The organism is Ruegeria atlantica, assembly GCF_013032455.1.
GTDB lineage: Bacteria > Pseudomonadota > Alphaproteobacteria > Rhodobacterales > Rhodobacteraceae > Ruegeria > Ruegeria atlantica_B.
The window spans coordinates 578858-603238 of sequence record NZ_WQCF01000001.1; the positions used below are offsets into that span (position 1 = coordinate 578858).

The window sequence follows — 24381 nt, forward strand, 5'->3', positions numbered from 1 at the left end:
AACAAGCCTAAGCACCAACATCCGGCCCGTAGCAGACCATCTCTTCGTCAATATCTTCGGCCTCATAAAGTTCCGTTTGCTCCGGATCACCTTCGAACTGCGCGATCAGGCCGTTCCCTGACCGGGTAAACACCCAGCATTGCGGGTCCAGGCGATCTTCGTAAAGGAAACAAATCTGGTCACCCTGCTCGTACCAAATGCCTTCCTTGCAGTCGCCATCCAGAAACGACCAGATTACCCGGCGATTGGGCAGATACCGTTCAACGCCATAAACCTGCCCCTGAAACCCATAGAAAAGTGTTTTTCCGCGTGTGTAATCGTCAAAATCCGCCGCCGACAGCGCGGATTGAGCCGACGCGGAATGCGCCGACAAAAGAAGAAGAATCGCAAGGAATCTGAGCATGAACACATTGTGTCAGATGTGATTGAGCCGCGCCAATCACCATTTCCACATAATCATCTGCCTCAACGTCACCGGTTGAAGCGAATCAACTACTCGCCCCAAGCTTTTGAAAACGGAGTAGTTTCCATGGCGAACGCCTTTATTTTCGTCGCAGCTGTCTTTGCATTGGCCTATCTGCCCCTCTCGCCGCACCCTGCAACCACTTTGCGGTCGTTCGTAAAGACAGCGTCGGTGGCTATTCTAGTCGTGATCGCCTTACTTAACGAAGCTCCGCTACCTCTGGCGCTTGCTCTCTCATTTTGTGCCGTTGGCGACGCGCTGTTGTCGCGCGAAACGGACAACACCTTTATGGCCGGCATCGGCGCATTCGCCGCCGGACATCTGGCTTATATCGCTCTGTTTCTAACCTACCCCTCTAGCGACCCCACGCTGATCCTCGACCGGTCCGGATATTTCTGGTCACTGATCATCCTCGGCATCGTGGCAGCCACCCTGCTTGCCCCGCGTGCTGGAGAGTTTAAAAGACCCGTTCTTGCCTACATCCCGGTCATTCTAGGAATGGGAATCACAGTCCTGGCGCTACCGGAAACCGGTTCGCTGCGATGGGCCCTGCCTGCGGCCCTGGCCTTTGTTGCTTCTGATCTGATCCTGGCGACCGAAAAGTTTCTGCTGCCCGCAAATCATCCCGCCCTCAAAATCACGCCATACATGGTCTGGTCCCTCTACTGGGGTGCACAAGCCGGATTGCTGGTCGCGTTTCTCTGACCCTTTGCAACTGCCGCAAAACCGCATTAGGTGAGGAGAACACCTGCGGAGACCAAAAATGGCGTTTTTCTCAAAGCTCAAGGACAAGCTGTTCAAATCCTCGTCCCGCCTCGAACAGGGGCTTGAGGCCATCGTCGAGGATGGCGGTGAGGAAACGACCGCACCGGACCCGATTATTCCTGAGCCTGAGCCGCAGCCCGAACCGGTGCCAGAAGTTCCGCAACCAGTGCCGGAAATACCAGAGCCCACTCCAGCGCCGCAACCGGTTGAAGTCCCTGAACCCGCACCAGTTGACCCGACACCGGCACCCCCGCCACCCGAAGCCGCGCCCTCCAAAGGTATGCTGGGCCGTCTGTTCGGTCGCAGCGAGGCCAAAACCGCCGTCCGCCGTACGCTGGATGACGACATGCTGGAACAGCTCGAAGAGCTGCTGATCACCTCGGACATGGGCGTAGACACCGCCCTGCGCGTCACGTCCAACATGGCCGAAGGGCGCTATGGGCGCAAACTCTCAACCCAGGAAATCAAACAGCTGCTGGCCCAAGAAGTCGCCCGCGTAATGGAACCTGTCGCCAAACCCCTGCCGATCTACCCCAAACGACCGCAGGTGGTATTGGTCGTTGGCGTGAACGGCTCAGGCAAGACCACCACCATCGGCAAGCTGGCCAGTCAGTTCAAATCAGCAGGTAAAAAGGTCGTCATCGCCGCCGGTGACACCTTCCGCGCCGCCGCAGTCGAACAACTACAGGTCTGGGGCGAACGCGCAGGCGTGCCCGTCCTGACCGCCCCGGAAGGGTCCGATCCCGCCAGCCTCGCGTTCGACGCTCTGACTAAGGCGCAGGAAGACGGCGCAGACCTTCTGATGATAGACACTGCAGGCCGCCTGCAAAACCGCGCCGACCTGATGGAGGAACTGGCCAAAATCGTCCGCGTGATCCGCAAGAAAGACGAGACCGCTCCACACAACACGCTGCTGGTTCTGGACGCCACCACCGGCCAGAACGCACTGAGTCAGGTCGAAACCTTCCGCAAGCTGGCCGACGTCTCTGGCCTTGTGATGACCAAACTAGACGGCACCGCAAAAGGCGGCGTTCTGGTGGCACTGGCGGACAAGTTTGGCCTGCCCATCCACGCCATCGGCGTTGGAGAGCAAATTGACGACCTCGCCCCCTTCGACCCCGAAGAATTCGCCGCCGCCCTGACCGGCTTGGACCAAAGCTGATCCGGCCCTTCATCTGGCCAAAAATATCCTCGGGGGTCTGGGGGCAGACAGCCCCCAGCCTCTTCACCAAGCACAAAGATCTGACACTTGAGCGACTGGCTGATCTCACTCGAAGGCACGGAAGCAGGCCATCAGCTTGCCCTGGGGCTGGCCCTGATGGCCGCCTTTCTGCACGCGGTTTTCGGGGCGTTGCAAAAGGGCCGCCACGACCCGTGGTTGTCGCGCGGGGCAATCGACGCCTGCTACTGCCTGATGGCCGCCCCGTTTGCCTTTTTTGTGGTGCCTTGGCCGGAACCCTATATGTGGCCGATCTTCGCCGTCGTATGGCTGATCCACATCGCCTACAAAACACTACAGGCAATGGCCTACACCAAAGGCTCGTATACCGTTGTCTACCCCGTGGTCCGGGGCACTGGCCCGTTATTCACCGTCATCGGAGCCTATCTCCTGTTCGGGGAAACCTTCACCGGCATGCAATGGTTCGGCGTAGCCGTCTTACTGGCCGGTATCTTCGGGCTGGCCGCCTATAACTTCCACTTTCTGGAAACCAACCGCGAGACGCTGGGCATTGCCCTTATTCTGGCCGTATGCACGGGCCTGTTTGTTGCTCTCTACACCACCTATGATGCTTATGGCATTCGTGCCACCGCCGATCCGTTCACCTTTCTGGCCTGGTTCTTCATGATCGATGGTGCCACCATGCCTTTCTACGCCTTCCTCAGGTGGCGCGCGATGATCAACCGTCCGGCTATCGGACCTTTGATGCTGCGCGGTCTTGCAGGGGGGATTATCGCCCCCATGTCTTTCGGAGCCATCATGCTGGCCACGAGGCTCGACAAGGTCGGTGAAGCTGCCGTTCTGCGGGAAACGTCAACCGTCTTTGCGGCTCTGATCGGATGGTTGGTATTGAAGGAAACTGTGGGGCCAAGGCGGATCGCATTGATGGCATTGATTGCACTCGGCGCCGTAATAGTTGAAATGGGCGGGTAAGCAGCAGGAAGAACCGATGACCGGCAAAAAAGAGATAAACCCAATTCTGAAACAGGTTCTGGAGCTTGGCCCCCCGCTGGCCTTCTTTTTTATCTATCTGCGCCTGCGAGATGACAGTTTCCTGATCGGTGGCATCGAATATTCCGGCTTTATCGTTGCCACCATAATCTTTGTACCCTTGATGCTCGCTGCAATGGGCATCCTCTGGTATCTGACAGGCAAGCTCAGCCGGATACAGATTTTCACTGCAATCATGGTCATTTTCTTTGGCGGCCTGACCGCTTGGTTTAATGATGAGCGGTTCTTCAAGATGAAAACCACACTGGTCTACGGCTTCTTCTCGATCATGCTGGGCATTGGCCTTTTGCAAGGCAAATCCTACCTTGCCTATGTCCTGGATGAGATGCTGCCCATGCGCCACGAAGGCTGGATGATCCTGACGCGGCGCTTGTGCGCGTGTTTCGCGGTTTTGGCCATTGCTAACGAGTTCGTCTGGCGCACAATGTCGACAGACATGTGGGTGAAAATCGAAACCTTCGCGTTCCCCATCGCTCTGATGGCGTTTCTGATGCTGCAATTCAGTCTTCTGCAGAACTATATGGACGATCCGGACAGTCAGTAAGAAAACCGCTTCCAACGCATTCACCCTGAGAGTTTAAAAGGATTTGCGTCTGTTCCCGGCCAGATTGTGCGGAAAAGCGGACAAATAACTTGGCTAAATGCCGAAGCTGTGAAAAGTTGTGTCACCATTCACCACTCGCAGCCGGAGAATTCGAAACGCATGACGGCTTTCCCAGACAGCGGCTTTCTGTCCGAGGCGTCCGACAGGCTGAAGGCGATGCTTTCCGCCCAGGCGACTGAAATTTCTCTGGACCGGGGGGACGTTCTGTTTGAACAAGGTGACAAAGGCGACGCTCTGTTTGCCATCCTTGAAGGCACGCTTGAGGTCTCGTTTCTTGCCATGAGTGGCCGTAAACTTTCGCTGACCCTGATGCGCCCCGGAGAGATCTTTGGCGAGATTGCCCTGTTTGACAGCGGCCCCCGCACTGCCACCATCGCAGCGGCCGAGCCGTCCCGCGTGTTGCGCGTGCGCCAAGGCGACGTAATGGAGCAAATCCGAGAACATCCTGATCTGGCCGTCGACTTGATCCGCCTTGCAGGATTACGCATGCGGTGGATGGGATCGCAACTGAACGAACAGGTCTTTCTGCCGATGCCGATCCGACTGGCGCGCAAACTGTTGCATCTGTCGGAACTTCAGGACGACCCCTCTACCCGGATCACCCTGTCGCAAAGCGAGTTGGCAGAATTCGTCGGCGCCACCCGCGAAGCGGTGTCCAAGACCATTTCCACCTGGAAGCGAGACAATGTTGTCGAGGCCTCTCGCGGTGGAATAATGATTCAGGATTTCGAGGCTCTCAGGGCGCTCGCTGAGTCGGACCTTATATAATCCTTGTGACCTGCTTCACAGACCAAGGATCACATTAAGACTATTTTCAGAAATGTTACCGTAGGAGGTCAGAGAATCATCCCCGATATCTGTCCACTGACCTCTCCCTGTATCAGAGCCATACACCTACCCGGGTGTATGGCTCGTTTATTTTGCGCCCCGCAGATTGAGGTTCCCAGCATCAGTTGCTTGGCAATCTGGTGCCATCAGAGCCTGTGGTCGATGGCGCATTGAACTGACGTAAAAAAGGCCGGGTGAACCCCGGCCTTTGTCGCACTATGAGAAACGGTTACCCGTCAATGCTCAGCGCCACAAACCGAGGTTCGCCGCCACGGCGTACCAGCAGCAACAGAGATTTGCGCCCCGCTTCGCGTGCTTCCTCCATGCGCGCCTCAAGGTCTTCGATCGAACTCACCTTTTGCTGACCGGCCTCGGTGATCAGATCACCGGCACGCAAGCCTTTGGAGAAAGCCTCGGACCCTTCGTCAACCTCGGTCACAACCAAACCTTCGGCGTCGGCATCCAAACCAAGATCCGACCGCAACGTGTCAGTCAGGGGCGAGATGGTCAGACCCAGAATATCCGCATTCTCCTCGGTCGGAGCTTCAGAGGTTTCCTCTTCACCTTCTTCGTCACGCTCTGCATCCTCTCGACGGCCCAGCGTTACCAGTATGGTCTGGGTGCCGCCATCGCGCTGCACCACCACGCGAACAGACTTGCCTACCGTGGTTTCACCGACTTGACGCACCAGACCGCGCGTGTCTTCGACTTCAACTCCGTCAAAGCTCAGAATCACGTCCCCGGCCAGCAGACCAGCATCCTTGGCGGGTCCGTCGGGCACATCACTGATCAGAGCACCGCCGGGCTTATCCAGCCCCATTGCCTCGGCCATGTCCTCGGTCACGTCCTGAATCCGCACGCCCAGCCAGCCGCGGCGGGTTTCTCCGAACTCGCGCAGTTGGTCGACAACCTTGACCACGACGTTCGACGCCATCGAGAACCCAATCCCGATCGAGCCACCATTGGGCGACAAGATCGCCGTGTTCACACCAATCACCTCGCCATCCATATTGAACAGCGGCCCTCCCGAGTTCCCCCGGTTGATCGCCGCATCCGTCTGGATGTAGTCGTCGTAAGACCCGCTCAGGGCCCGGTTCCGCGCTGAAACGATACCAGCCGATACTGAGAAGCCCTGACCCAACGGATTGCCCATGGCGATAACCCAATCGCCCACTCGCGCAATGTCGCTATCACCGAATTGCACATATTTCAGCGGACCAGTTGCCTCGACCTTAAGCAGTGCAATGTCGGTTTTCTCATCCGTACCAATCACCTTGGCTGGCAGCTCTTTCTTGGGCTGACCGTCACCGGGGAAGAATTCTACAAGGATTTCATCTGCTTCCGCGATGACATGATTGTTGGTGACGATATAGCCATCCTCAGAAATCACAAAGCCGGATCCCAGCGCATTGCTGCGGCGTGGGCGGTTGTTATCATCACCGTTGCGGTCCTGAAACTCACGAAAGAAATCCTCGAAAGGCGAGCCTTCGGGCACAATCCCCTGCGGACCTGTTTGCCCTTCGACCAGCGTAGAGGTCGTGATGTTAACCACGGCCGGGCTAATCTTCTCGGCCAATGGCGCCAGACTTTCCCCTCGCGCCTGCGCGGTGACGGTCTGGGCCAGTACAAGCAACATCCCCGCAAAGGCCAGCCACATCAGCCGCATGAAACCAACACCATCGTCTCTGTGGACGGAAATACTGCGTGCTTGAGCCTGCACTTGGGAACTCCTTGTCGACAATTATCGTGCGGTCGCCCCTTAGCGACCACTCTTAGCAACCAATGTAGTCAGTTTGTTCAAGCCCGCAACTCGGGATCGCGGGGAATTCACCGGCAATTGAAATCATCACCCTAAAACCCAAGCTGATATGCGCCCCACAGCAGCACCAGACCGCTGACCACGCAAAGCAAGCCCGCCAGCCTCCGCGCCTGTTCGGGCAAGGTTCGCAGCGCCTCGAGCATACGTTCAATAAGCGAAGGGGCCAGCGCATAGGCCAGCCCCTCGACAATCAGCACCAGCCCGAAGGCCAGAAGGATCATACCCATTACTCAGCGACCGGCGCACGCCGTCCTGTTGGAGATCCAAGGTAGTTGAAGAACTCAGAATCTGGGCTCAGCACCATCGAGCTGTTACTACCTTGAAGGGCATTCTCATACGCGGTGAGTGAACGGTAGAATTCAAAGAACTCCGGATCCGCACCATAGGCTTCGGCAAAGATCGCGTTGCGTTCGGCGTCAGCCTCACCTCGGATAATCTCAGCCTCACGGTTGGCGTCCGAAACCAATTCGACCACGGTCCGGTCGGCCTGAGCACGGACACGCTGTGCGGCCTCGTTACCACGGGCGCGTTCGTCGGTGGCCTCACGTTCCCGTTCAGCTTTCATCCGGTCAAACGTGGCTTCAAGGTTGGCCTGAGGCAGATCGGTCGCCTTCAGACGCACGTCGATCACGTTGACGCCCAGCGCCTGTGCTTCGGCAATCGCGCTGTTGCGGATCCGCAGCATCAACGCGGCACGGTCAGAACTCAGGATGTCGCGAGACGACACCGAACCCAGAACTTCGCGGGTTTCGGCGCGCAGGATGCGATCCAGACGATCTTCGGCAACTGGGATACCACCTACACCGACAGCCTGACGGAAACGATTCAGATCCGAAATCCGATAGCGCGCGAAGGCGTCTACAACCAGACGACGGTCATCCAGAGGTGTCACCTCGAGCGGTTGAACGTCGATGGAGAGGATACGGTCGTCATAGCGGACAACTTCCTGAATTAGCGGGATTTTGAACGCCAGACCGGGCTCTTCCTTGACCGCTACCACACGACCAAATTGCAGAACCAGCGCGCGCTCCCGTTCATCGACGATGAAGATCGACGACAGGCCAACAACGCCGAGAATCACGACGAGGATGAGAAGAATGGGTGATTTACGCATTAGTTGCTCTCCCCGCTCTGATTGCGGCGCAGCTCGTTCAGCGGCAGATATGGCACGACGCCCTGCCCCTGACCGGTCGAGTTTTCGTCCAGAATGATCTTGTCCACGTCACCCAGAACCTGTTCCATCCGTTCCAGATAGAGACGTTTTCGGGTCACGTCCGGCGCTTTGGTATATTCCTCCAGAACCGCACTGAAACGGCTGGCTTCACCCTGTGCGCTGTTGATCTGCTGCGCGCGATAGGCTTCGGCTTCTTCCAGTACCTGCGCAGCTTCACCACGGGCTTCCGCGAGAACGCGGTTGGCATAGGCATCGGCCACGTTTTGCAGGCGGTCACGCTCCTGCGCGGCAGCCTGAACGTCGCGGAAGGCTGCGATTACGTCCTGCGGCGGGTCGGCCTTGTCGAAGTTCACGCGTACGATGTTAATTCCGGAATCGTAGCTATCCATTGTGGACTGGATCAATTCCTGAAGACGATCCGCGATGATACCGCGATCCCGGTTCAGAATTGGTGCCAGTTCGCTTTGCGCAATGATTTCCCGCATCGCTGATTCCGACACAGCACGAATTGTCTGGCGTGGATCACGCAGGTTAAACAGGAACTTGGCCGGGTCGCTGATATTCCAAACGACCTGATAATCGATATCGACCACGTTTTCGTCGCCAGTCAGCATCAAGCCGTCGTCACTGCCACGCGTGCCGCCCATATCCTCGGTCTGTTCGCGGGTGACCGGGATGACCTCAGCGGTCACAAAAGGCCACGGGGCAAAGTTCAGACCCGGATTGCCAACGGCTGAGAACTCACCCAAGAACAACTCAACCGACTGCTCTTCAGGCTTGACGGTGTAAAAGCTGGCCGCACCCCACAGCACGGCTGCAACGACCACGCCGATCAACACTGTGCCTTTGGTAAAGATGGGTCCACCCCCACCGGCACCTTGTCCACCGCCGCGACCCGAACCGCCACGACCGCCCATCAGGACGCGTAGCTGTTCCTGGCCTTTCTTCATCAGCTCGTCGATCTCGGGGATTTGCGGGCTTTCGCCTTCGGGGGGCTTGCGCCCGTCCCCGTTGTTACCCCGATTTCCTCCGCCACCCGAGGAGCCTCCGCCCCCCCAGGGGCCACCGCTGTTGCCCGCCATATGTATCTATTCCTTCGTGTTGGACCGTGTGATCACGGGTTCCCTTGTAACTTGTGTGCGCGCGGTTGCAAATCAAGCAGTGCGCACAGGTTGCCGCATTGTCACCAGTTCTTCGGCCATGACCGGGTGAACCGCAACCGTTCGGTCAAAATCTTCCTTGGTCGCGCCCATCTTAACGGCGATTCCTGCCAACTGGATCATCTCACCCGCGCCGGGTGCCACGATATGACAACCCAGCACCTTACGAGTGGCCTGGCTGACGATCAGCTTCATCAACACACGCTGTGTTCCACCTGCAAAAGCCTTTTGCATTGGCTTGAACGAAGTGGCGTATACCTCAATCGGTTCCTGAGCCGCAGCTTCTTCTTCGCTGAGACCAACCGTGCCGAATTCCGGCTGGGTGAAGATCGCAGTTGGGATTAACTCATGATCCACCGGCGTCGGATTACCCTTGAAGACGGTTTCGACAAAAGCCATCCCCTCGCGGATCGCAACCGGGGTCAGGTTTACACGGTCAGTCACGTCACCAATGGCAAAGATCGAGGGCACGCCGGTCTGGCTGTACTCATCCACGATGATCTCACCCTTGCGGCCGCGTTCGACGCCTACGGCCTCAAGCCCCAGATTGTCGGCGTTGGGCGCACGGCCGGTGGCATACATAACCACATCGAACAGTTGCTCGGACCCGTTGGTGGCTTTGACCCAGATCTTGTCACCTTGCTTTTTCATCTCAAGCACATTGGTGCCCAGATGCAGATCGATGCCGTTCTGGCACATCTCTTCACTGATCAAGCCACGCGCCTCTTCGTCGAAACCGCGCAGGATTTGCGCACCGCGATAGAACTGGGTCGTCTTTACACCCATTCCATTCATGATCCCCGCAAATTCGCTGGCGATATAGCCGCCGCCGACGATCAAGATGCTTTCGGGCAGTTTGTCGAGATGGAAAATCTCGTTCGAGGTAATCGCTAGGTCCGAACCCGGAAACTCGGGCACAACCGGGCGGCCACCGGTGGCGATCAGAATATGTTTGGCCGTCTTACGGGTGCCGTCGGCCAGCTCAACTGTGTGAGCGTCAACAACGGTGGCGCGCTGATCAAAGCTTTCGACGCCGTTGTTCTTTAGGATATTGCGATAAATACCTTCCAAACGGTCCAGTTCCGCCACCAGCTTTCCGTGGAACGTGTTCCAGTTCAAAGCACCGGGCTGAATGTCCCAACCATAGGCCTGCGCATCCCCGACCATGCCCGAGAACTCACTGGCAAAGACCATCAGCTTTTTCGGCACGCATCCTCGAATGACGCAGGTTCCGCCATAGCGGTCCTCTTCGGCCAGCGCCACCTTGGCACCGTTCTCACCAGCCGCCACACGAGCCGCGCGAACCCCGCCCGAGCCACCTCCGATGACGAACAGATCATAGTCAAAGCTCATAGTAATTCCCGTCGTTTGTCTGATTGGGGTGAAATTCAGCAACCCTCAGATATGGTTTAGTTCCAAAGTTGCAATTCATTCTTTGTCAAAGCGCGGCCAGAACCCAGAAAGCGGGCGCACAACCCACGATATCTTGCCAGAGTTTTCGTGAAACTTGGCATGCGGTCGTTCCTTAATCCGCCAAATCCGAGAACAGGTTATCGCCGCCCTCAATCAATTGGTCCAGTTCGGTGATGGAAGCGTTTATGTCCCGTACTTCAACCCGACCATCGCCATGACCGATCACAACTTTGTCACAAATGTCGATGAACAGCCCGTTTTCGACCACGCCGGGAACCTGATTGAGCACCAGCGCCAGTTGCCGCGCATTGCCGATGCGCTGCAGATGCAGGTCGAGGATGTGGTTCCCCTCATCCGTCACGAAAGGCGCTTCGCCATTCATCCGCAGCATTGCCGAGGTGCCCAGAACATCCATCGTGTCCAATGCTTCCTCGATCAACGTGCGGGTCGTCTGCCAACCGAATGGGATGACCTCAACGGGCAAGGGAAACGCGCCTAGCGTCTCAACCTCTTTCCCTGCATCGGCAATGACGATCATCTGGTCGCTGGCTGTGGCGACGATCTTTTCCTGCAGATGCGCGCCCCCGCCCCCCTTGATCAGGTTCAGTTCTCCGTCGAACTCGTCCGCGCCATCAATAGTCAGGTCCAGCCAACCAGCCTGATCCAGCGAGACAACCTCGATCCCGACCTCGCGGGCCAATTGTGCGGTGCGGGTCGAAGTAGGAACCCCTTTGACACGCAGACCCTCATTCTGAACCCTTTCACCTAGGCGGCGCACCATCCAGGCGGCGGTCGATCCAGTACCTAGCCCGACGCGCATCCCATCCTGAACCATGTCCGCAGCACGGCGCGCGGCGGCGTATTTTGCCTTGTCGATGGGTGACAAATCTCGGGTCATGGCAGCGTTTCCCTGTAGTGCTGCGGAACTTATACGGAAAGTGACCGCCAACTGCGAGTGCCAATTCAGTCACTTATACTGCAAACATACGCCTAAAATACGCGTTTCCGATGGGAAACGTCGCAATCGATGCTTCGCGCAGACACCCCACGATATACATACAAGACATGACCGCGCCCTATCGCCTTCACTATGCCCCCGACAACGCCTCTCTGGTCGTCAGATTGGTGTTGGAAGAGATGGGCCTGCCCTATCAGACCGTTCTGGTAGATCGCCGCCGGAACGAACAGGACAGTGCGGCCTACAGGGCGCTGAACCCGAACGGGCTGATCCCGGTGTTGGAAACGCCAAACGGGCCGATCTTTGAAACAGCTGCAATTTTGCTCTGGCTGGCGGATACACATGGGCAATTAGCCCCTGCCCCCGACAGCCCGGACAGGGCGGCGTTCCTGAAATGGCTGTTTTTTGCGTCCAACACGCTTCACGCGGACCTTCGCATCTTGTTCTACGCCGAGAAATACATTGACGCCGCGCAGGCCGAGACGTTGCGTACCGGCATCCGCCCGCGACTGCGGCAACATCTGCGAGCGCTTGATGCCGAAGCGAAAAATGCACCGATTTGGCTATGTCCAGATCACTCCTCGGTTCTGACCTACTATCTGGCGTGCCAAATGCGCTGGATGGCCCTCTATCCTGCCTGCGCAGATCGCAGTTGGTTTCAATTGGCGGACACGCCTTACCTGCAAGCTATCCTGATGCAGCTTGAAACCCGCCCCGCTACGCAAGCCGCAAACGCGGCCGAGGGGTTGGGGGTTACGCCGTTCACCTCTCCTAGTTATGCTACTCCTCAAGAAGGCTCAGCTACCTGATATGTTCTTATCTGTCTTCGATATGTTCAAAGTGGGCATCGGCCCGTCTTCGTCTCATACCATGGGGCCAATGGTGGCCGCCGCACGCTTTCTGGACATGATGCGCGCGTCTCCGTTCGAATTCACCGGATTACGCGGGTCTCTGCACGGTTCGCTGGCTTTTACTGGCGTTGGCCATGCGACTGATCGGGCCACCATCCTCGGGCTGGCCGGGTTCGTGCCCGACACTTACGACAACAACAAAGCCGAGGCCGCGCTGGCCGAGATTGCCGAGACACACTGCGTTACCCCGGAAGGCCTGCCGACGCTGCAGTTTGATCCCAAGGCCGATCTGGTCTTTGACTATGAAAACAACTTGCCCGGTCACGCCAATGGCATGATCCTGATGGCCACCGACGCACAGGGCGATGTGATCCTGCGGCAAGTCTTTTACTCGGTCGGCGGCGGCTTTGTCTTAACCGAAGAGGAACTGGCCGAGGGCAAGGCGACCGAAGAGGGCGACCCAGTGCCGTTCCCGTTCAAATCCGCCGCCGAAATGCTGCAGATGGCCAAGGACAGCGGCAAGAGCATCGCTCAGATGAAGCGCGAAAACGAAATCGCGCGCGGCTGTGCCAACAGTTTTGCAAAGGGTACTGCGCGCCTTTGGGAGGTCATGAACAATTGCATCGAACGTGGCCTCAGGACCGATGGCATCCTGCCCGGAGGTCTGAATGTCCGCCGCCGGGCCAAAGGCATCTACGATGCACTGCAGGCCGAGCGGGGCATGAACCTGAACGCGCCGCACACCATCAATGACTGGATGAGCGTCTATGCCATGGCAGTGAACGAGGAAAACGCCGCCGGTGGTCAGGTTGTCACCGCGCCGACCAACGGAGCGGCGGGTACGATGCCTGCTGTGCTGCGTTATTACCTCGAACATGTGCCGGGTGCGTCGGAAAGCCACGTTGAGGATTTCCTGCTAACGGCTGCCGCCATTGGCGGCCTGGTCAAATACAACGCCTCGATCTCGGGCGCCGAAGCGGGCTGTCAGGCCGAGGTTGGAAGTGCATCCGCTATGGCCGCCGCAGGGCTGTGCGCCGTGATGGGTGGAACCCCCGAACAGGTTGAAAACGCCGCCGAAATCGCGCTTGAGCATCATCTGGGAATGACCTGCGACCCGGTTGCCGGGTTGGTGCAAGTCCCCTGTATCGAACGCAACGGTTTGGCAGCAATCAAGGCGGTCTCGGCAGCTTCGCTGGCTTTGCGTGGTGATGGGAAACACTTTGTACCGTTGGATTCCGTGATCGAAACCATGCGCCAGACCGGGCATGATATGCACGAGAAATATAAGGAAACGTCGCTAGGTGGATTGGCGGTGAACATACCCAACTGCTGACGCAAACATTGAGGGGTGAGATGCTAGGACATTGCCTGTGCGGCACCATCCGATACGAGATTGACCCACCGGTCTTGTCCTGCGTGTCCTGCCACTGCGACAGTTGCAGACGGCAGTGCGCTGCGCCGATGACAACCTATTTCGGCGTGCGTGACGGGCAGTGGCGATGGACTGGCGAGTCGCCGAAAATCTTCTATTCTTCCCTGGGTGTCGAGCGCAGCTTTTGCCCACATTGCGGCACGCCGATTTCGTTCCGGTCACAGTCTATGTCGGGCGTTTTGCACCTGTATGTAGCAACGCTGGAAGACCCAAACCGACTGGAACCCACGTTGCACGTGGCGCATGAGGAAAAGTTGGACTGGCTGCGGCTGGATGACGGTCTACCGACTTGCATCGGGCCGGACTACACCAAGGTTCAGCCGCTGCCCTAGGAGCTTTCCACCGGTCAACAAAACCCGTAGCGTCGCGACTATGACAAGGGATCGTCCGGTCTTTGGCATCATTCTGATGCTTGGTTTCTGCATCATCGCACCGCTTGGCGACGCGACGGCCAAATTGTTGGGCAAAACAACTCCCGTAGGTACACTTGTTTATGTACGCTTTGTCGTCCAGGCGCTGGTACTGGTTCCTTTGGTTGTTCTAAGCGGTCGCACTTTGCGCATGCGGGGCCGAATTCTCAGGCTGGCTTTCATCCGCACCGTTCTTCATATCATCGGCATCTCAGCCATGTTCAGCGCGTTGCTTTTCCTGCCGCTGGCCGACGCGGTCGCCATTGCCTTTGTGATGCCGTTCATCATGCTTTTGCTGGGTCAATATGTCCTGGGTGAAGAGGTCGGATTACGCCGTTTACTTGCCTGTATTGTGGGCTTCGTTGGTACCCTTCTTGTTATCCAGCCCAGCTTTGCCGAGGTAGGCGCCGCGGCTCTTCTGCCGCTCGTCGTGGCGCTGGTCTTTTCACTGTTCATGCTGGTGACACGTCGCATCGCCAAAGAGGTCGATCCAATTGCTCTGCAGGCTGTTTCAGGCCTAATGGCCACGACCCTTCTAGTGCTGTTCCTACTGGCTGGAACCTTCGGTGGCGTGGACGCCGCTTCGCTGGCCCTACCACATCCAGACAGCCATTTCCTGTTGATCGGTATCGGGCTTCTGGGAACTGTCGCACATCTGTTTATGACCTGGTCATTGCGCTATGCCCCCTCTGCGACACTAGCTCCGATGCAATATTTGGAGATCCCTGTGGCCACTTTGTTCGGCTGGATCATATTTCACGACCTGCCAGACGGCATCGCGGCTATCGGCATCGCAATTACCATCGCTGCGGGCCTTTACGTCATTCTTCGCGAGCGGGCCAGCGCCCGGTCTTCCCCGACAGAAACGCCTGCATGACCCGATCCAATGCCGCTCGCGGCACCATCACCAGTAGGCCCGGCCCATCCACTGTAAGCTCCACCTCTGACAGTGCACGATTGGATGTCCCAACGCGACCGTTCGGCTCTAGTACCAGATCGTCGATCGACCATTCCAATCCTCGGCTGCGACCTGTTACGCGCTGGAACGGGAATAACGAGACCACGTCACCGGGCGTCAGCCCGAGCGTTATCCCGGGCGGCGCATGAAACACGACTTCGTGTTCTCCCAGCAGCAGGCAGGGGCGGTCTCGTAATCGAACCAATGCATTGAGCACCGCAAGCTGATGATCCAGCCGTCCCCCCAGAAATCCAACACCCAGCACCAAGGGTGTCTCGACGTTACGAAGTGCCTTGTCAAAATCCGTGCTGTCCTGTTCGCGGATCGGGAACAATCGGTCTTCTGGAATCCGCTCACGATAGCTGCTGTCCAGCGAATCAAAGTCACCGATCACCGCATCCGGCATACGCCCCGAATCCATCAGCGGAATCGCCCCACCATCTGCGGCCACGACCTTGCTGACGTTGATTAGCGTCATATTTAGATCATCAGGACCGATTCGACCGCCACCGACCAACGCGATTGGCCTTTCAGAACGCACAATTGCTGTACTTTTCGACGATTGATCAATTTTTCCCGCTTTTGGACACATTGAGACCACAAAATGATAAGTTGATGCAGAGAGTTTCGAGCCACAGGTGTACCTATCGCAGTGTTAGGTGGCTCATGTAGTTTGTAGAGGACGTGCGTCTGATGGTACAGAATAACAAGGTATTGACCGTTTCTTACGGGACCTTCTCATGCACATTGGAAGGCTTTGACGATTCCTTCGAGACGATGAAGGCGATCGCCGAGTACTTTCGTGACCTCGCCGCTGATGATCGCTACTTTGGTTCCGAGCCTCCGCAACCCGACACAGAGATGCTCACGCGTATCGCGCAACGGGATGTTTCGCGCAGGGTTGAAGCCAGCCGGAATGAGGCTGGATTGCTGATCCGATCCACAGAACAGGCCGCAGCGCAGTCGCACCCAACCACAAGCGCACCACAGCCGAGCGTCGTCGACACGCCTCCTACCCCGCCCTCTGCTCAAGCGTTTTTTGCCGAGGCGGAACCCGTCGAAGATGCAGCAGCACCTGCGGCTGACAGCATAGCCGCCAAATTGCAGCGTATCCGGGCCGTTGTCTCTCACTCCGATGAAAATTCGGTCATCTACACAGAAGATGAAGATACGTCTCTTATGAAAAGCGCCGGACCTTCTGATGCCGTCGCTGCAGCCTTTGCTGCTGGCACATTGGATCCAGCAGATTTGGACGATGCCACCGCCGAGCCCAGTCCGCTTGTTGAAGCGCCAAATGTAACCGAGGAACCGGTCGAACCCGAAACAGAGTTCACTGCCGAAGTAGAAGAAACAGAGCTGTCGGAACTGGAAAACGAACCAGAGGCACTGGCAACAGACTCTTCAGAGGTTACCGACGAGGAACAGCCAGAAGACGAATCCACCCTGACGGGCGCCTGGTTCACGGATTTCGATGAAGATGAGGAAGACGCCAATATCCTCAGCGACGCCGAGCCTGACAATGACGTCGTTGCGGAGTCTGAAGATAACGTTCTTACCGAAGATGATGAGGTTGATCTGCTGGAAGAGATTGCCAGCGTGGAAACCATTTTGGCAAACCGCGCAGCCAAGGCGGATGCTGAGAAACTGGATATGGATCAAGATGTTTCGCGCCTGATGGACAAGGCCAGCGAGCGTCTGAACGACCCGAGCACCAGCGACCAGCGCGAAGCTTACACACACTTGCGTGCAGCCGTAGCTGCGACCGAAGCCGAACGCCATGTTGCAGCGGTCACGCAGGAGGACAACAACGAAGGGGACTACCGCGAAGATATGTCCTCAGTCGTCAGCCCCCGCCGTCCGGAAACCGAAGTGACCACCGCGCGTCCTAGCAGCGACGCTAACGCGCCGCTGAAACTGGTGGCGGAACAACGTATCGACAATCGGGCCACTGAAGATACAGGACCGATTAGCCCCCGCCGCGTGAAGACCAGTTCCGCAGATGGCTCTACCGAAGAAGGCGGCTTTGCCCTGTTCGCCCAAGAGCAGGGCGCGCAATCCCTGCCTGACTTGCTTGAGGCGGCCGCGTCATATCTGTCTTTCATCGAGGGCCAGGAACAGTTCTCGCGCCCGCAGTTGATGAACAAGGTTCGCTCACTCAAGCAGGACGACTTCAACCGAGAGGAAAGCCTGCGTTCATTCGGCCAACTATTGCGAGACGGCAAGATTGAAAAAGCGGGAGGTGGACGTTTCTCGGCCTCGACCCAGATTGGCTTCCGCCCGGATGATGAGCGGGCTGCAGGTTAACCGCCAAGCATCTCGAATGATGATGGGGCAGAGGTAATTCTGACCCATTTTGGTTGAACAAAACCTTTCACGCCTTTGTTTGCAGGTCGGAATCCCACACCACATTGAGCTGCTATGCACAAATGCGCCTATCTCGGGCATTTAGTATTGTTCATGCCCAGTTCATTCAAACGGGGACGACCCCAGATTGAATTTCCAGCACGCTTTAGAGTTTACGACTGACTGAAATTAACAAACCAATTCACGACCTAGATACAGACGTTCTGACGTCTCCGTTCGGGCTCATAACTCGGCACCAACGTGTAGACTTTGGGTGAGTATCCCGTATCAGCCTACGCGATACTCAGTTGGCTCATGTCAGACACGCGCATAGGTCCCGCCAATAACGCATTGCGGTTCTGATTTGGTCGCTATCGGAAAACGACCAACTTCAGTCAGATGACTGATCCGGGTCTTCTTTGCCAACACCTTTGAAAACGAACTTGAAGGGCAGTGCCCACAAGATGCCCAGCGCAACATAGACCAAAAGTTCCAGCCAAATCGGCGGGCGGTCAAGCCAGTTCACGACAGTCACCACCGCCACGATATAGACGGGCAGCCCAATCAGCAGAAGCACCAGCGACCATCGCCGCCGGGCTTTATAGCTGAGGCCGGGTTTGCCTTCGCCGCTCATCAGTCGGCAAACGGGTCGGTCACCAAAATGGTGTCTTCCCGCTCCGGGCTGGTGGACAGAAGGGCAACGGGGCACTCAATCAGTTCTTCAACGCGGCGCACATATTTGATCGCGTTTGCAGGCAGATCAGCCCAGCTGCGCGCGCCTTCTGTGGATTCGCTCCAACCGGGCATTTCTTCGTAGATTGGCGTACACCGGGCCTGCTGATCGGCAGCGGTGGGCAGATAGTCCAGACGTTCACCGTCCAGCTCATAGCCGACACAGATCTTCAGCGTCTCGAACCCGTCCAGAACGTCCAGCTTGGTCAGTGAGATGCCGTTCACGCCACTGGTGGCGCAGGTTTGACGCACCAGACACGCATCGAACCAGCCACAGCGGCGCTTGCGCCCGGTTGTGGTCCCGAATTCATGCCCACGCTCTCCAAGGCGCTGACCGTCCGCATCGTCCAGCTCGGTCGGGAATGGCCCCTCACCCACACGTGTTGTGTAGGCTTTGACGATGCCTAGAACAAAGTCGATCGACCCCGGACCGATGCCCACGCCCGTTGCTGCCTGACCGGCGATCACGTTGGACGAGGTCACAAAAGGATAGGTGCCGAAATCGATATCCAGCAGCGCGCCCTGCGCCCCTTCGAACAGGATGCGTTTGCCCGCCTTGCGCTTTTCATTCAGCACTTTCCAGACAGGTGCGGCGAAGGGCAGGATTTCCGATGCGATCTCTTTCAGTTGCGCAATCAGCGCGTCCCGATCCACAGGTTCGATCCCCAAACCCTTGCGCAGCGGGTCATGGTGCTGCAGTGCACGGTCCACACGCGCCTCAAGCGTCGCCTCATCGGCCAGATCGGCAACACGCACAGACCGGCGGCCAACCTTGTCTTCGTAAGCCGGGCCAATGCCGCGGCCGGTGGTTCCGATTTTGGTGCCTTTGCTGGCAGCCTCTTCGCGCGCACGGTCAAGTTCGCCATGGATCGGCAGGATCAGCGGCGTGTTCTCGGCGATCATCAGGGTTTCGGGCGAAATATCGACGCCCTGCGCGCGGATGGTTCCGATTTCCTTGATCAGGTGCCACGGGTCCAGCACGACACCATTACCAATGACACTCAGTTTACCACCGCGCACAACGCCCGAAGGCAACGCGTGCAGTTTGTAGACCTCGCCATCGATCACCAGCGTATGACCAGCGTTATGCCCGCCCTGAAAGCGCGCGATCACGTCTGCCCGCTCGCTGAGCCAGTCGACGATCTTGCCTTTTCCCTCGTCGCCCCACTGGGCGCCGACAACAACCACGTTGGCCATATCCGGTCCTTTTTGCGCTGAATTACCAAACTCGGCTCGTATAACGAGGACAACGCGGCAGGGAAACCGGTAATTCGCCGCAGAATAGAACGGCGCCAAGCGCGGTGCCTCCGGCGGAGATATTTGGGGCCAGATGGAGAATGGATCCCTGCTTCATCTGGCTGTAAATATCTCGGAGGAGGCGCCCGGAACGGGCGGCGGGGGCAGAGCCCCTTTTCTAGCTCTGTCTCAAATGCACCGGCTGCCCATGAGGTGTGGTCAGATAGGCCTCTTCCCAGGCCAGATGCAGGTTTCGCACGTCATTCGGAAAGGCTGCGCCCTGCTCCGCCAACAATTCCTCAAGCGTTTCCAGCCAAGCCTGGAAATAGTCGTCGCCCCCATCCAATTCTCGCGCAAGACCGTTACGTTTAAGAGTTACCGAAAAGCGAGTCGCCCAATCAGACCAGTCAAACCGCCCTGCCTCGTTCAAGGCAACAGTTACGGCAAAAACTTGCGCGTGCCAGGGTTCGGCAAAAACCGGCTCGGGTGCTGTATGCGTGGTGCAGCCACTCATGCGGGCTCCAGATAACTTTGCCAGAGATCCAACACCACTTCGTCACCGGGGTGTTCTGGGTTTGGCCAAAGCTCGGAGGCCGCAAAAACCACAGCGTAAAGCGGTTCTGGAGCCTCACCCAGACCGTGTGCGTTGGAATCGGGCAGGACATGCGTACCGTGCAGCCTCACGACCTTTCCGGTCGCACCAGAAGCGTAAAGCGGTAGGCGCGTATGGCCACCATCAACCAGTCGGTTGGCTGCCGGACGCACCGTACGCACCTGTTGCCCGGCCACAAACTGCGCTGCAATGCTTGTGGGGCGGTCCGCAGGGCCTCCCTTGGACAGTGCTGCAGCGACATCCTCGGCCTTTAAGGCGCGTATCGCCAAGGGGTGCTTTGCGGAATCTCCGCTGCCACGCAGATCATCCGGAGTAAGCACACCTTTTTCGATCAGAAGATTAGTTAGCCCTGCGATCCATTTCTCATAGTAGGAAAAACGGCTGTAGTCTTTCGGCAACAAACATTCACGCGCATGGCGCTTGATATCAATGTTCCACTGTCCCAGAAAATCTGACGCCACTGTTACCGCCAAGGCGCGGCCGTGCCACTCTTCCGAAAACACCGGGCCGTTTTCGCTTTCGGGGATAACTGGCCCATCGCCAAACCGGCCCCCCATATCATGAACCCGAGTCATGCTGGCACCGTTGGCAGACCTGTACCAATCATGCTGTCGCGGGTCACCAAAGCGGCCAACTCCTCTTCATTCATCCCGTCTGTCCCAACGGGACGCATGGGAAGGATCAGGTAGCGAATCTCAGCCGTCGAATCCCACACACGCACCGACGTTTCGCTTGGTAAGGTCACACCAAACTCGGCCAGTACCTTGCGCGGCTCGCGCACTGCGCGGGCGCGATAGGCATCGGATTTGTACCAGCCCGGCGGGATGCCCAGCAGAGGCCAAGGGTAGCAACTGCACAAGGTACAGACGACCATATTATGTTGTTGGGGCGTGTTTTCGACCACCACCATATGTTCGCCCTGTCGACCATAGTACCCGAGGTCGGCGACAACCAGCGTCGCATCTTTCAACAGCGCGGCCTTGAAGTCTGGATCGATCCAGGCTTTCGCGACAACGCGCGCGCCATTCTGCGGACCGATCTTGTTCTGATAGGTATCGATGATCTCATCCAGCGCTGCCGGATCAATCAGCCCTTTGCGGGTCAGAATCGTTTCCAGCGCTTTAACGCGTAGCGCGGGTTCCGGCGGCAACAGGGCGTGCGGGTGGTCGGGATCGTCATGAGGCATGGCCGCAGCCTGCGTCACCGATTACCCACCTGTCCAGTCTCTTTGATGTGATACCGCTTATCACGGAAAGTGATGGCAACTCATCCCTTGCCCCCGATGGCAAACTTGCATAAGTACCTCGCGATACACGCCACGCTGTACAGGACCACCATGGAAAACGTCGTTCTCATCATCCACCTTCTCTTGGCTTTGGGCCTGATTGCCGTTGTTTTGATGCAGCGGTCCGAAGGCGGCGGCCTGGGAATGGGCGGTGGCGGCGGCGGTGCCATGACAGGCCGCGCGGCAGCGACGGCGCTGGGCAAGGTCACATGGATTCTGGCGGCGTGTTTTATCGTCACCTCGATCACGCTGACCATTCTGGCGGCTCAGAAGTCCTCGGGCAGCTCGGTGATTGACCGTCTGGGCGTTCCGGCACCGGCTCCGGTCGAGGAAAGCACTCCGGCGGTTCCGTCGGCAAATGATCTTCTGCCTCCGGCACAGGGCGACAACGCGCCGCTGATTCCGCAAGCCGACTGATCCACAAAACCTAGAATTCAGAAAGAGAGCTGCAACAGCATCTTGCGGTTCTCTTGCGCTATTGGCGCGAATCCTTTATACGTGAAGTCCCGTGATGCAGCGGTTTTTCGGAACCGCCGGGCAGCTGATTTTGACGTCTCACGGGAGCAGCCGAACAAACATGGCGCGTTTTATTTTCATCACTGGTGGTGTGGTTTCGTCCTTGGGCAAAGGACTGGCTTCGGCGGCTTTGGGCGCTTTGTTGCAGGCCCGGGGATATTCGGTGCGTCTGCGCAAGCTGGACCCCTATCTGAACGTCGATCCCGGCACCATGTCGCCATTCGAACATGGCGAGGTTTTCGTGACCGATGACGGGGCCGAAACCGATCTGGACCTTGGCCACTATGAACGATTCACTGGGGTTGCTGCGCGCAAGACCGACTCGGTCAGCTCGGGGCGGATTTACTCCAATGTGTTGGAAAAGGAACGCCGCGGCGATTACCTAGGCAAGACTATTCAGGTGATCCCGCACGTCACCAACGAGATCAAGGATTTCATCGCCATTGGTGAAGATGAGGTCGATTTCATGCTGTGTGAGATCGGCGGCACCGTGGGCGACATCGAAGGACTGCCCTTCTTTGAAGCCATCCGTCAATTTAGCCAGGACAAACCGCGCGGCCAGTGTATTTTCATGCATCTGACGCTGCTGCCCTACATCAAGGCGTCAGGCGAGCTGAAAACCAAACCGACCCAGCACTCGGTGAAAGAGCTGCGGTCGATCGGTCTGGCCCCCGATATTCTGGTCTGCCGCTCCGAAGGGCCGATTCCAAAGAAAGAACGCGAGAAGCTGGCCCTGTTCTGCAACGTGCGCCCAGACAGTGTGATCGCTGCACAGGATCTGAGCACCATCTACGACGCCCCTCTGGCCTATCACAAAGAAGGTCTGGATCAGGCGGTTCTGGACGCGTTTCAGATCAGCCCAGCCCCGAAACCGGATCTGGCAAAATGGGAAGACGTCAGCGACCGCATCCACAACGCCGAGGGCGAAGTGAAGGTTGCCATCGTCGGCAAATACACCCAGCTGGAAGACGCCTATAAGTCGATCGCCGAGGCGCTGACCCATGGCGGCATGGCCAACCGGGTCAAGGTCAAGGTTGAGTGGGTCGATGCCGAGGTATTCGACACCGAAGACGCAGCGCCGCACCTTGAGGGATTCCATGCGATCCTTGTCCCCGGTGGGTTTGGCGAGCGTGGCACTGAAGGCAAGATCAAAGCGGCTCAATATGCGCGCGAACACAAAGTGCCCTATTTGGGCATCTGTCTGGGCATGCAGATGGCGGTCATCGAAGCCGCACGGAACGCGGCGGGCATTGCCGAAGCCGGGTCTGAAGAATTCGACCACGAAGCCGGGAAGCGGCGTTTTGAACCTGTGGTTTACCACCTGAAAGAATGGGTTCAGGGCAACCACAAGGTTGAACGCAAAGTCGGCGACGACAAGGGCGGCACCATGCGTCTGGGTGCCTATAACGCGGTTCTGGCCGAGGGCTCGAAAGTGGCCGAGGTCTATGGTGGAACCCAGATCGAAGAACGCCACCGTCACCGTTATGAGGTGGACATCAAGTATCGTGAAAAGCTGGAAAAAGCGGGTCTGAACTTCTCGGGCATGTCACCAGATGGCCGTCTGCCGGAAATCGTCGAATGGTCGGATCACCCGTGGTTCATCGGTGTGCAGTACCACCCGGAACTCAAGTCCAAACCGTTTGATCCGCACCCGCTGTTCCGCGACTTCGTGCGCGCGGCCAAGGACAGCTCGCGACTGGTCTGACGGCAGATCAGTCACTGCATTGTGACGGCGGGCGCGAAAAAACCTGTACGCGCCCGCTGTTTCCACGGTTAACTGTCCTCGACCCAGCGACAGGAGACCGACATGTCCAACCAAATCACCAAAGCTGAAAGTTTTGCAGCCCTGCACAAGAAGGGCGATCCGGTTATTCTGTACAATATCTGGGATGCAGGCAGCGCCGTCGCTGTAGGTGATGCAGGGGCCAAGGCAATTGCGACGGGCAGTGCTCCGGTGGCGATGGCACAGGGATTCGGGGATGGTCAGAACATCCCAATGGATGCGGCGCTGGACAATGCCCGCCGGATCGTCGCAGCGGTTGATCTTCCGGTGACGCTGGATTTCGAAGGGGCCTATGCCGAGGATGTGCTGGGTGTTGCGACCAACGCGCAACGCGCGCTTGAGACAGGCGTGATCGGTTTCAATTTCGAAGACCAGATCGTTGGCACCAGCGACTTGTATGACATTGAAACGCAAGAGGCTCGGGTCCGGGCCATGCGCGAAGGCTGCGATGCGGCAGGTATCCCGGCCTTTATCAACGCCCGCACGGACATCTTTTTGAAGGCCAAACCTGAAACCCATGACGACACGATGTTGGACGAGGCGATTGCCCGGGCCCAAGCCTATGCCGATGCCGGGGCAAGCGGGTTCTTTGCACCGGGCCTTAAGAACGAAGGCCTGATTGCCCGCCTGTGCGAATCGACCGATCTGCCGGTCAACATCATTGCCCTGCCCGGCACCCCGGATACAAAAACGCTGGCGCGTTTGGGCGTGGCGCGCATTAGCTATGGCCCGGTCCCCTATCGGCAGATGCTTGGATGGCTGCAGGAGCAGGCAAAACAGGTGTTTCAAACGGATTGAACCAAGTGCG

General features: G+C 57.7%; 26 protein-coding genes. 13 read left to right on the forward strand and 13 right to left on the reverse strand.

Annotated features, from left to right (window positions below; translation table 11 throughout):
* Nucleotides 1–7: 7 nt before the first annotated feature.
* On the reverse strand, nucleotides 8–403 hold the full coding sequence (locus tag GOW93_RS02825) for a hypothetical protein (protein WP_170381544.1): 396 nt from the start codon (nucleotides 401–403) through the stop codon (nucleotides 8–10).
* A gap of 126 nt (nucleotides 404–529) precedes the next feature.
* On the opposite strand from GOW93_RS02825, the gene GOW93_RS02830 reads away from it, so the two are divergent.
* The 5 genes from GOW93_RS02830 (at nucleotide 530) to GOW93_RS02850 (ending at nucleotide 4830) form a co-directional block, all read left to right on the forward strand.
* Complete coding sequence (locus tag GOW93_RS02830) at nucleotides 530–1168, forward strand: lysoplasmalogenase (protein ID WP_170381545.1); 639 nt, start codon at nucleotides 530–532, stop codon at nucleotides 1166–1168.
* A 58-nt stretch (nucleotides 1169–1226) separates the two neighbouring features.
* Nucleotides 1227–2390, forward strand: a complete 1164-nt coding sequence (gene ftsY, locus GOW93_RS02835; RefSeq protein ID WP_170381546.1) for a signal recognition particle-docking protein FtsY — start codon at nucleotides 1227–1229, stop codon at nucleotides 2388–2390.
* 87 nt (nucleotides 2391–2477) lie between these two features.
* Nucleotides 2478–3380, forward strand: a complete 903-nt coding sequence (locus GOW93_RS02840) for an EamA family transporter (RefSeq protein ID WP_170381547.1) — start codon at nucleotides 2478–2480, stop codon at nucleotides 3378–3380.
* Between the two features lie 16 nt (nucleotides 3381–3396).
* Nucleotides 3397–4002: an inner membrane-spanning protein YciB gene (locus tag GOW93_RS02845; protein ID WP_170381548.1), complete on the forward strand. Its 606-nt coding sequence runs from the start codon at nucleotides 3397–3399 to the stop codon at nucleotides 4000–4002.
* 159 nt (nucleotides 4003–4161) lie between these two features.
* Nucleotides 4162–4830: a Crp/Fnr family transcriptional regulator gene (locus GOW93_RS02850; RefSeq protein WP_170381549.1), complete on the forward strand. Its 669-nt coding sequence runs from the start codon at nucleotides 4162–4164 to the stop codon at nucleotides 4828–4830.
* 289 nt (nucleotides 4831–5119) lie between these two features.
* Here GOW93_RS02850 and GOW93_RS02855 read toward each other — a convergent pair whose 3' ends face one another.
* From GOW93_RS02855 to rpiA, 6 genes are all read right to left on the reverse strand, one after another.
* A complete protein-coding gene (locus GOW93_RS02855; protein WP_174818995.1) occupies nucleotides 5120–6556 on the reverse strand; it encodes a Do family serine endopeptidase in 1437 nt (478 codons plus the stop codon).
* 185 nt (nucleotides 6557–6741) lie between these two features.
* Nucleotides 6742–6936, reverse strand: coding sequence for a DUF2065 domain-containing protein (locus tag GOW93_RS02860; RefSeq protein WP_170381551.1), 195 nt, complete (start codon nucleotides 6934–6936; stop codon nucleotides 6742–6744).
* Nucleotides 6936–7823: a protease modulator HflC gene (hflC, locus tag GOW93_RS02865; RefSeq protein WP_170381552.1), complete on the reverse strand. Its 888-nt coding sequence runs from the start codon at nucleotides 7821–7823 to the stop codon at nucleotides 6936–6938. Before hflC ends, GOW93_RS02860 begins: the two co-directional genes overlap by 1 nt.
* Complete coding sequence (hflK, locus tag GOW93_RS02870; protein WP_170381553.1) at nucleotides 7823–8965, reverse strand: FtsH protease activity modulator HflK; 1143 nt, start codon at nucleotides 8963–8965, stop codon at nucleotides 7823–7825. The genes hflC and hflK overlap by 1 nt, the downstream gene beginning before the upstream one ends.
* A 72-nt stretch (nucleotides 8966–9037) precedes the next feature.
* Nucleotides 9038–10396, reverse strand: a complete 1359-nt coding sequence (gene gor / locus GOW93_RS02875) for a glutathione-disulfide reductase (RefSeq protein WP_170381554.1) — start codon at nucleotides 10394–10396, stop codon at nucleotides 9038–9040.
* A 172-nt stretch (nucleotides 10397–10568) separates the two neighbouring features.
* Complete coding sequence (gene rpiA, locus GOW93_RS02880) at nucleotides 10569–11354, reverse strand: ribose-5-phosphate isomerase RpiA (RefSeq protein WP_170381555.1); 786 nt, start codon at nucleotides 11352–11354, stop codon at nucleotides 10569–10571.
* Nucleotides 11355–11521: 167 nt separating this feature from the next.
* Between rpiA and GOW93_RS02885 the strand changes: the two genes are divergently transcribed.
* Genes GOW93_RS02885 through GOW93_RS02900 form a run of 4 tightly spaced genes read left to right on the forward strand, consistent with a single transcriptional unit; the run spans nucleotide 11522 to nucleotide 14984 of the window.
* The gene (locus tag GOW93_RS02885; protein ID WP_170381789.1) at nucleotides 11522–12223 is read left to right on the forward strand and encodes a glutathione S-transferase family protein; all 702 of its coding nucleotides are present in this window, start codon (nucleotides 11522–11524) and stop codon (nucleotides 12221–12223) included.
* A 1-nt stretch (nucleotide 12224) separates the two neighbouring features.
* Entirely contained in the window at nucleotides 12225–13598 is a 1374-nt protein-coding gene (locus GOW93_RS02890; RefSeq protein WP_170381556.1) for an L-serine ammonia-lyase, read from the forward strand.
* Between the two features lie 20 nt (nucleotides 13599–13618).
* A complete protein-coding gene (locus GOW93_RS02895) occupies nucleotides 13619–14029 on the forward strand; it encodes a GFA family protein (RefSeq protein ID WP_170381557.1) in 411 nt (136 codons plus the stop codon).
* A 40-nt stretch (nucleotides 14030–14069) separates the two neighbouring features.
* Entirely contained in the window at nucleotides 14070–14984 is a 915-nt protein-coding gene (locus tag GOW93_RS02900; RefSeq protein WP_170381558.1) for a DMT family transporter, read from the forward strand.
* On the opposite strand, the gene GOW93_RS02905 is transcribed toward GOW93_RS02900, so the two are convergent.
* Nucleotides 14929–15657 carry a thiamine diphosphokinase gene (locus tag GOW93_RS02905; RefSeq protein ID WP_170381559.1) on the reverse strand — a complete coding sequence of 243 codons (729 nt, stop codon included), beginning with the start codon at nucleotides 15655–15657 and terminating at the stop codon, nucleotides 14929–14931. The genes GOW93_RS02900 and GOW93_RS02905 overlap by 56 nt on opposite strands.
* Nucleotides 15658–15758: 101 nt before the next feature.
* Here GOW93_RS02905 and GOW93_RS02910 point away from each other — a divergent pair, with 101 nt between their 5' ends.
* Nucleotides 15759–17369 (forward strand): hypothetical protein, encoded by a 1611-nt coding sequence (locus GOW93_RS02910; protein ID WP_170381560.1) that lies wholly within the window; start codon nucleotides 15759–15761, stop codon nucleotides 17367–17369.
* 430 nt (nucleotides 17370–17799) lie between these two features.
* Here GOW93_RS02910 and GOW93_RS02915 read toward each other — a convergent pair whose 3' ends face one another.
* The 5 genes from GOW93_RS02915 to nthA form a co-directional block, all read right to left on the reverse strand.
* Complete coding sequence (locus GOW93_RS02915; protein ID WP_170381561.1) at nucleotides 17800–18042, reverse strand: DUF2842 domain-containing protein; 243 nt, start codon at nucleotides 18040–18042, stop codon at nucleotides 17800–17802.
* Complete coding sequence (locus tag GOW93_RS02920) at nucleotides 18042–19337, reverse strand: adenylosuccinate synthase (RefSeq protein WP_170381562.1); 1296 nt, start codon at nucleotides 19335–19337, stop codon at nucleotides 18042–18044. Before GOW93_RS02920 ends, GOW93_RS02915 begins: the two co-directional genes overlap by 1 nt.
* Nucleotides 19338–19554: 217 nt before the next feature.
* Nucleotides 19555–19890, reverse strand: a complete 336-nt coding sequence (locus tag GOW93_RS02925; protein WP_254443434.1) for a nitrile hydratase accessory protein — start codon at nucleotides 19888–19890, stop codon at nucleotides 19555–19557.
* Nucleotides 19887–20564 carry a nitrile hydratase subunit beta gene (nthB, locus tag GOW93_RS02930; RefSeq protein ID WP_170381563.1) on the reverse strand — a complete coding sequence of 226 codons (678 nt, stop codon included), beginning with the start codon at nucleotides 20562–20564 and terminating at the stop codon, nucleotides 19887–19889. Before nthB ends, GOW93_RS02925 begins: the two co-directional genes overlap by 4 nt.
* Nucleotides 20561–21175, reverse strand: a complete 615-nt coding sequence (gene nthA, locus GOW93_RS02935; RefSeq protein WP_170381792.1) for a nitrile hydratase subunit alpha — start codon at nucleotides 21173–21175, stop codon at nucleotides 20561–20563. Before nthA ends, nthB begins: the two co-directional genes overlap by 4 nt.
* Before the next feature lie 150 nt (nucleotides 21176–21325).
* On the opposite strand from nthA, the gene secG reads away from it, so the two are divergent.
* The 3 genes from secG to GOW93_RS02950 all read left to right on the forward strand — a co-directional run bounded on the left by secG (nucleotide 21326) and on the right by GOW93_RS02950 (nucleotide 24371).
* The gene (gene secG, locus GOW93_RS02940; protein WP_170381794.1) at nucleotides 21326–21691 is read left to right on the forward strand and encodes a preprotein translocase subunit SecG; all 366 of its coding nucleotides are present in this window, start codon (nucleotides 21326–21328) and stop codon (nucleotides 21689–21691) included.
* A 160-nt stretch (nucleotides 21692–21851) separates the two neighbouring features.
* On the forward strand, nucleotides 21852–23495 hold the full coding sequence (locus GOW93_RS02945; protein ID WP_170381564.1) for a CTP synthase: 1644 nt from the start codon (nucleotides 21852–21854) through the stop codon (nucleotides 23493–23495).
* A 102-nt stretch (nucleotides 23496–23597) separates the two neighbouring features.
* Nucleotides 23598–24371 (forward strand): isocitrate lyase/PEP mutase family protein, encoded by a 774-nt coding sequence (locus GOW93_RS02950; RefSeq protein ID WP_170381565.1) that lies wholly within the window; start codon nucleotides 23598–23600, stop codon nucleotides 24369–24371.
* Nucleotides 24372–24381: the final 10 nt, after the last annotated feature.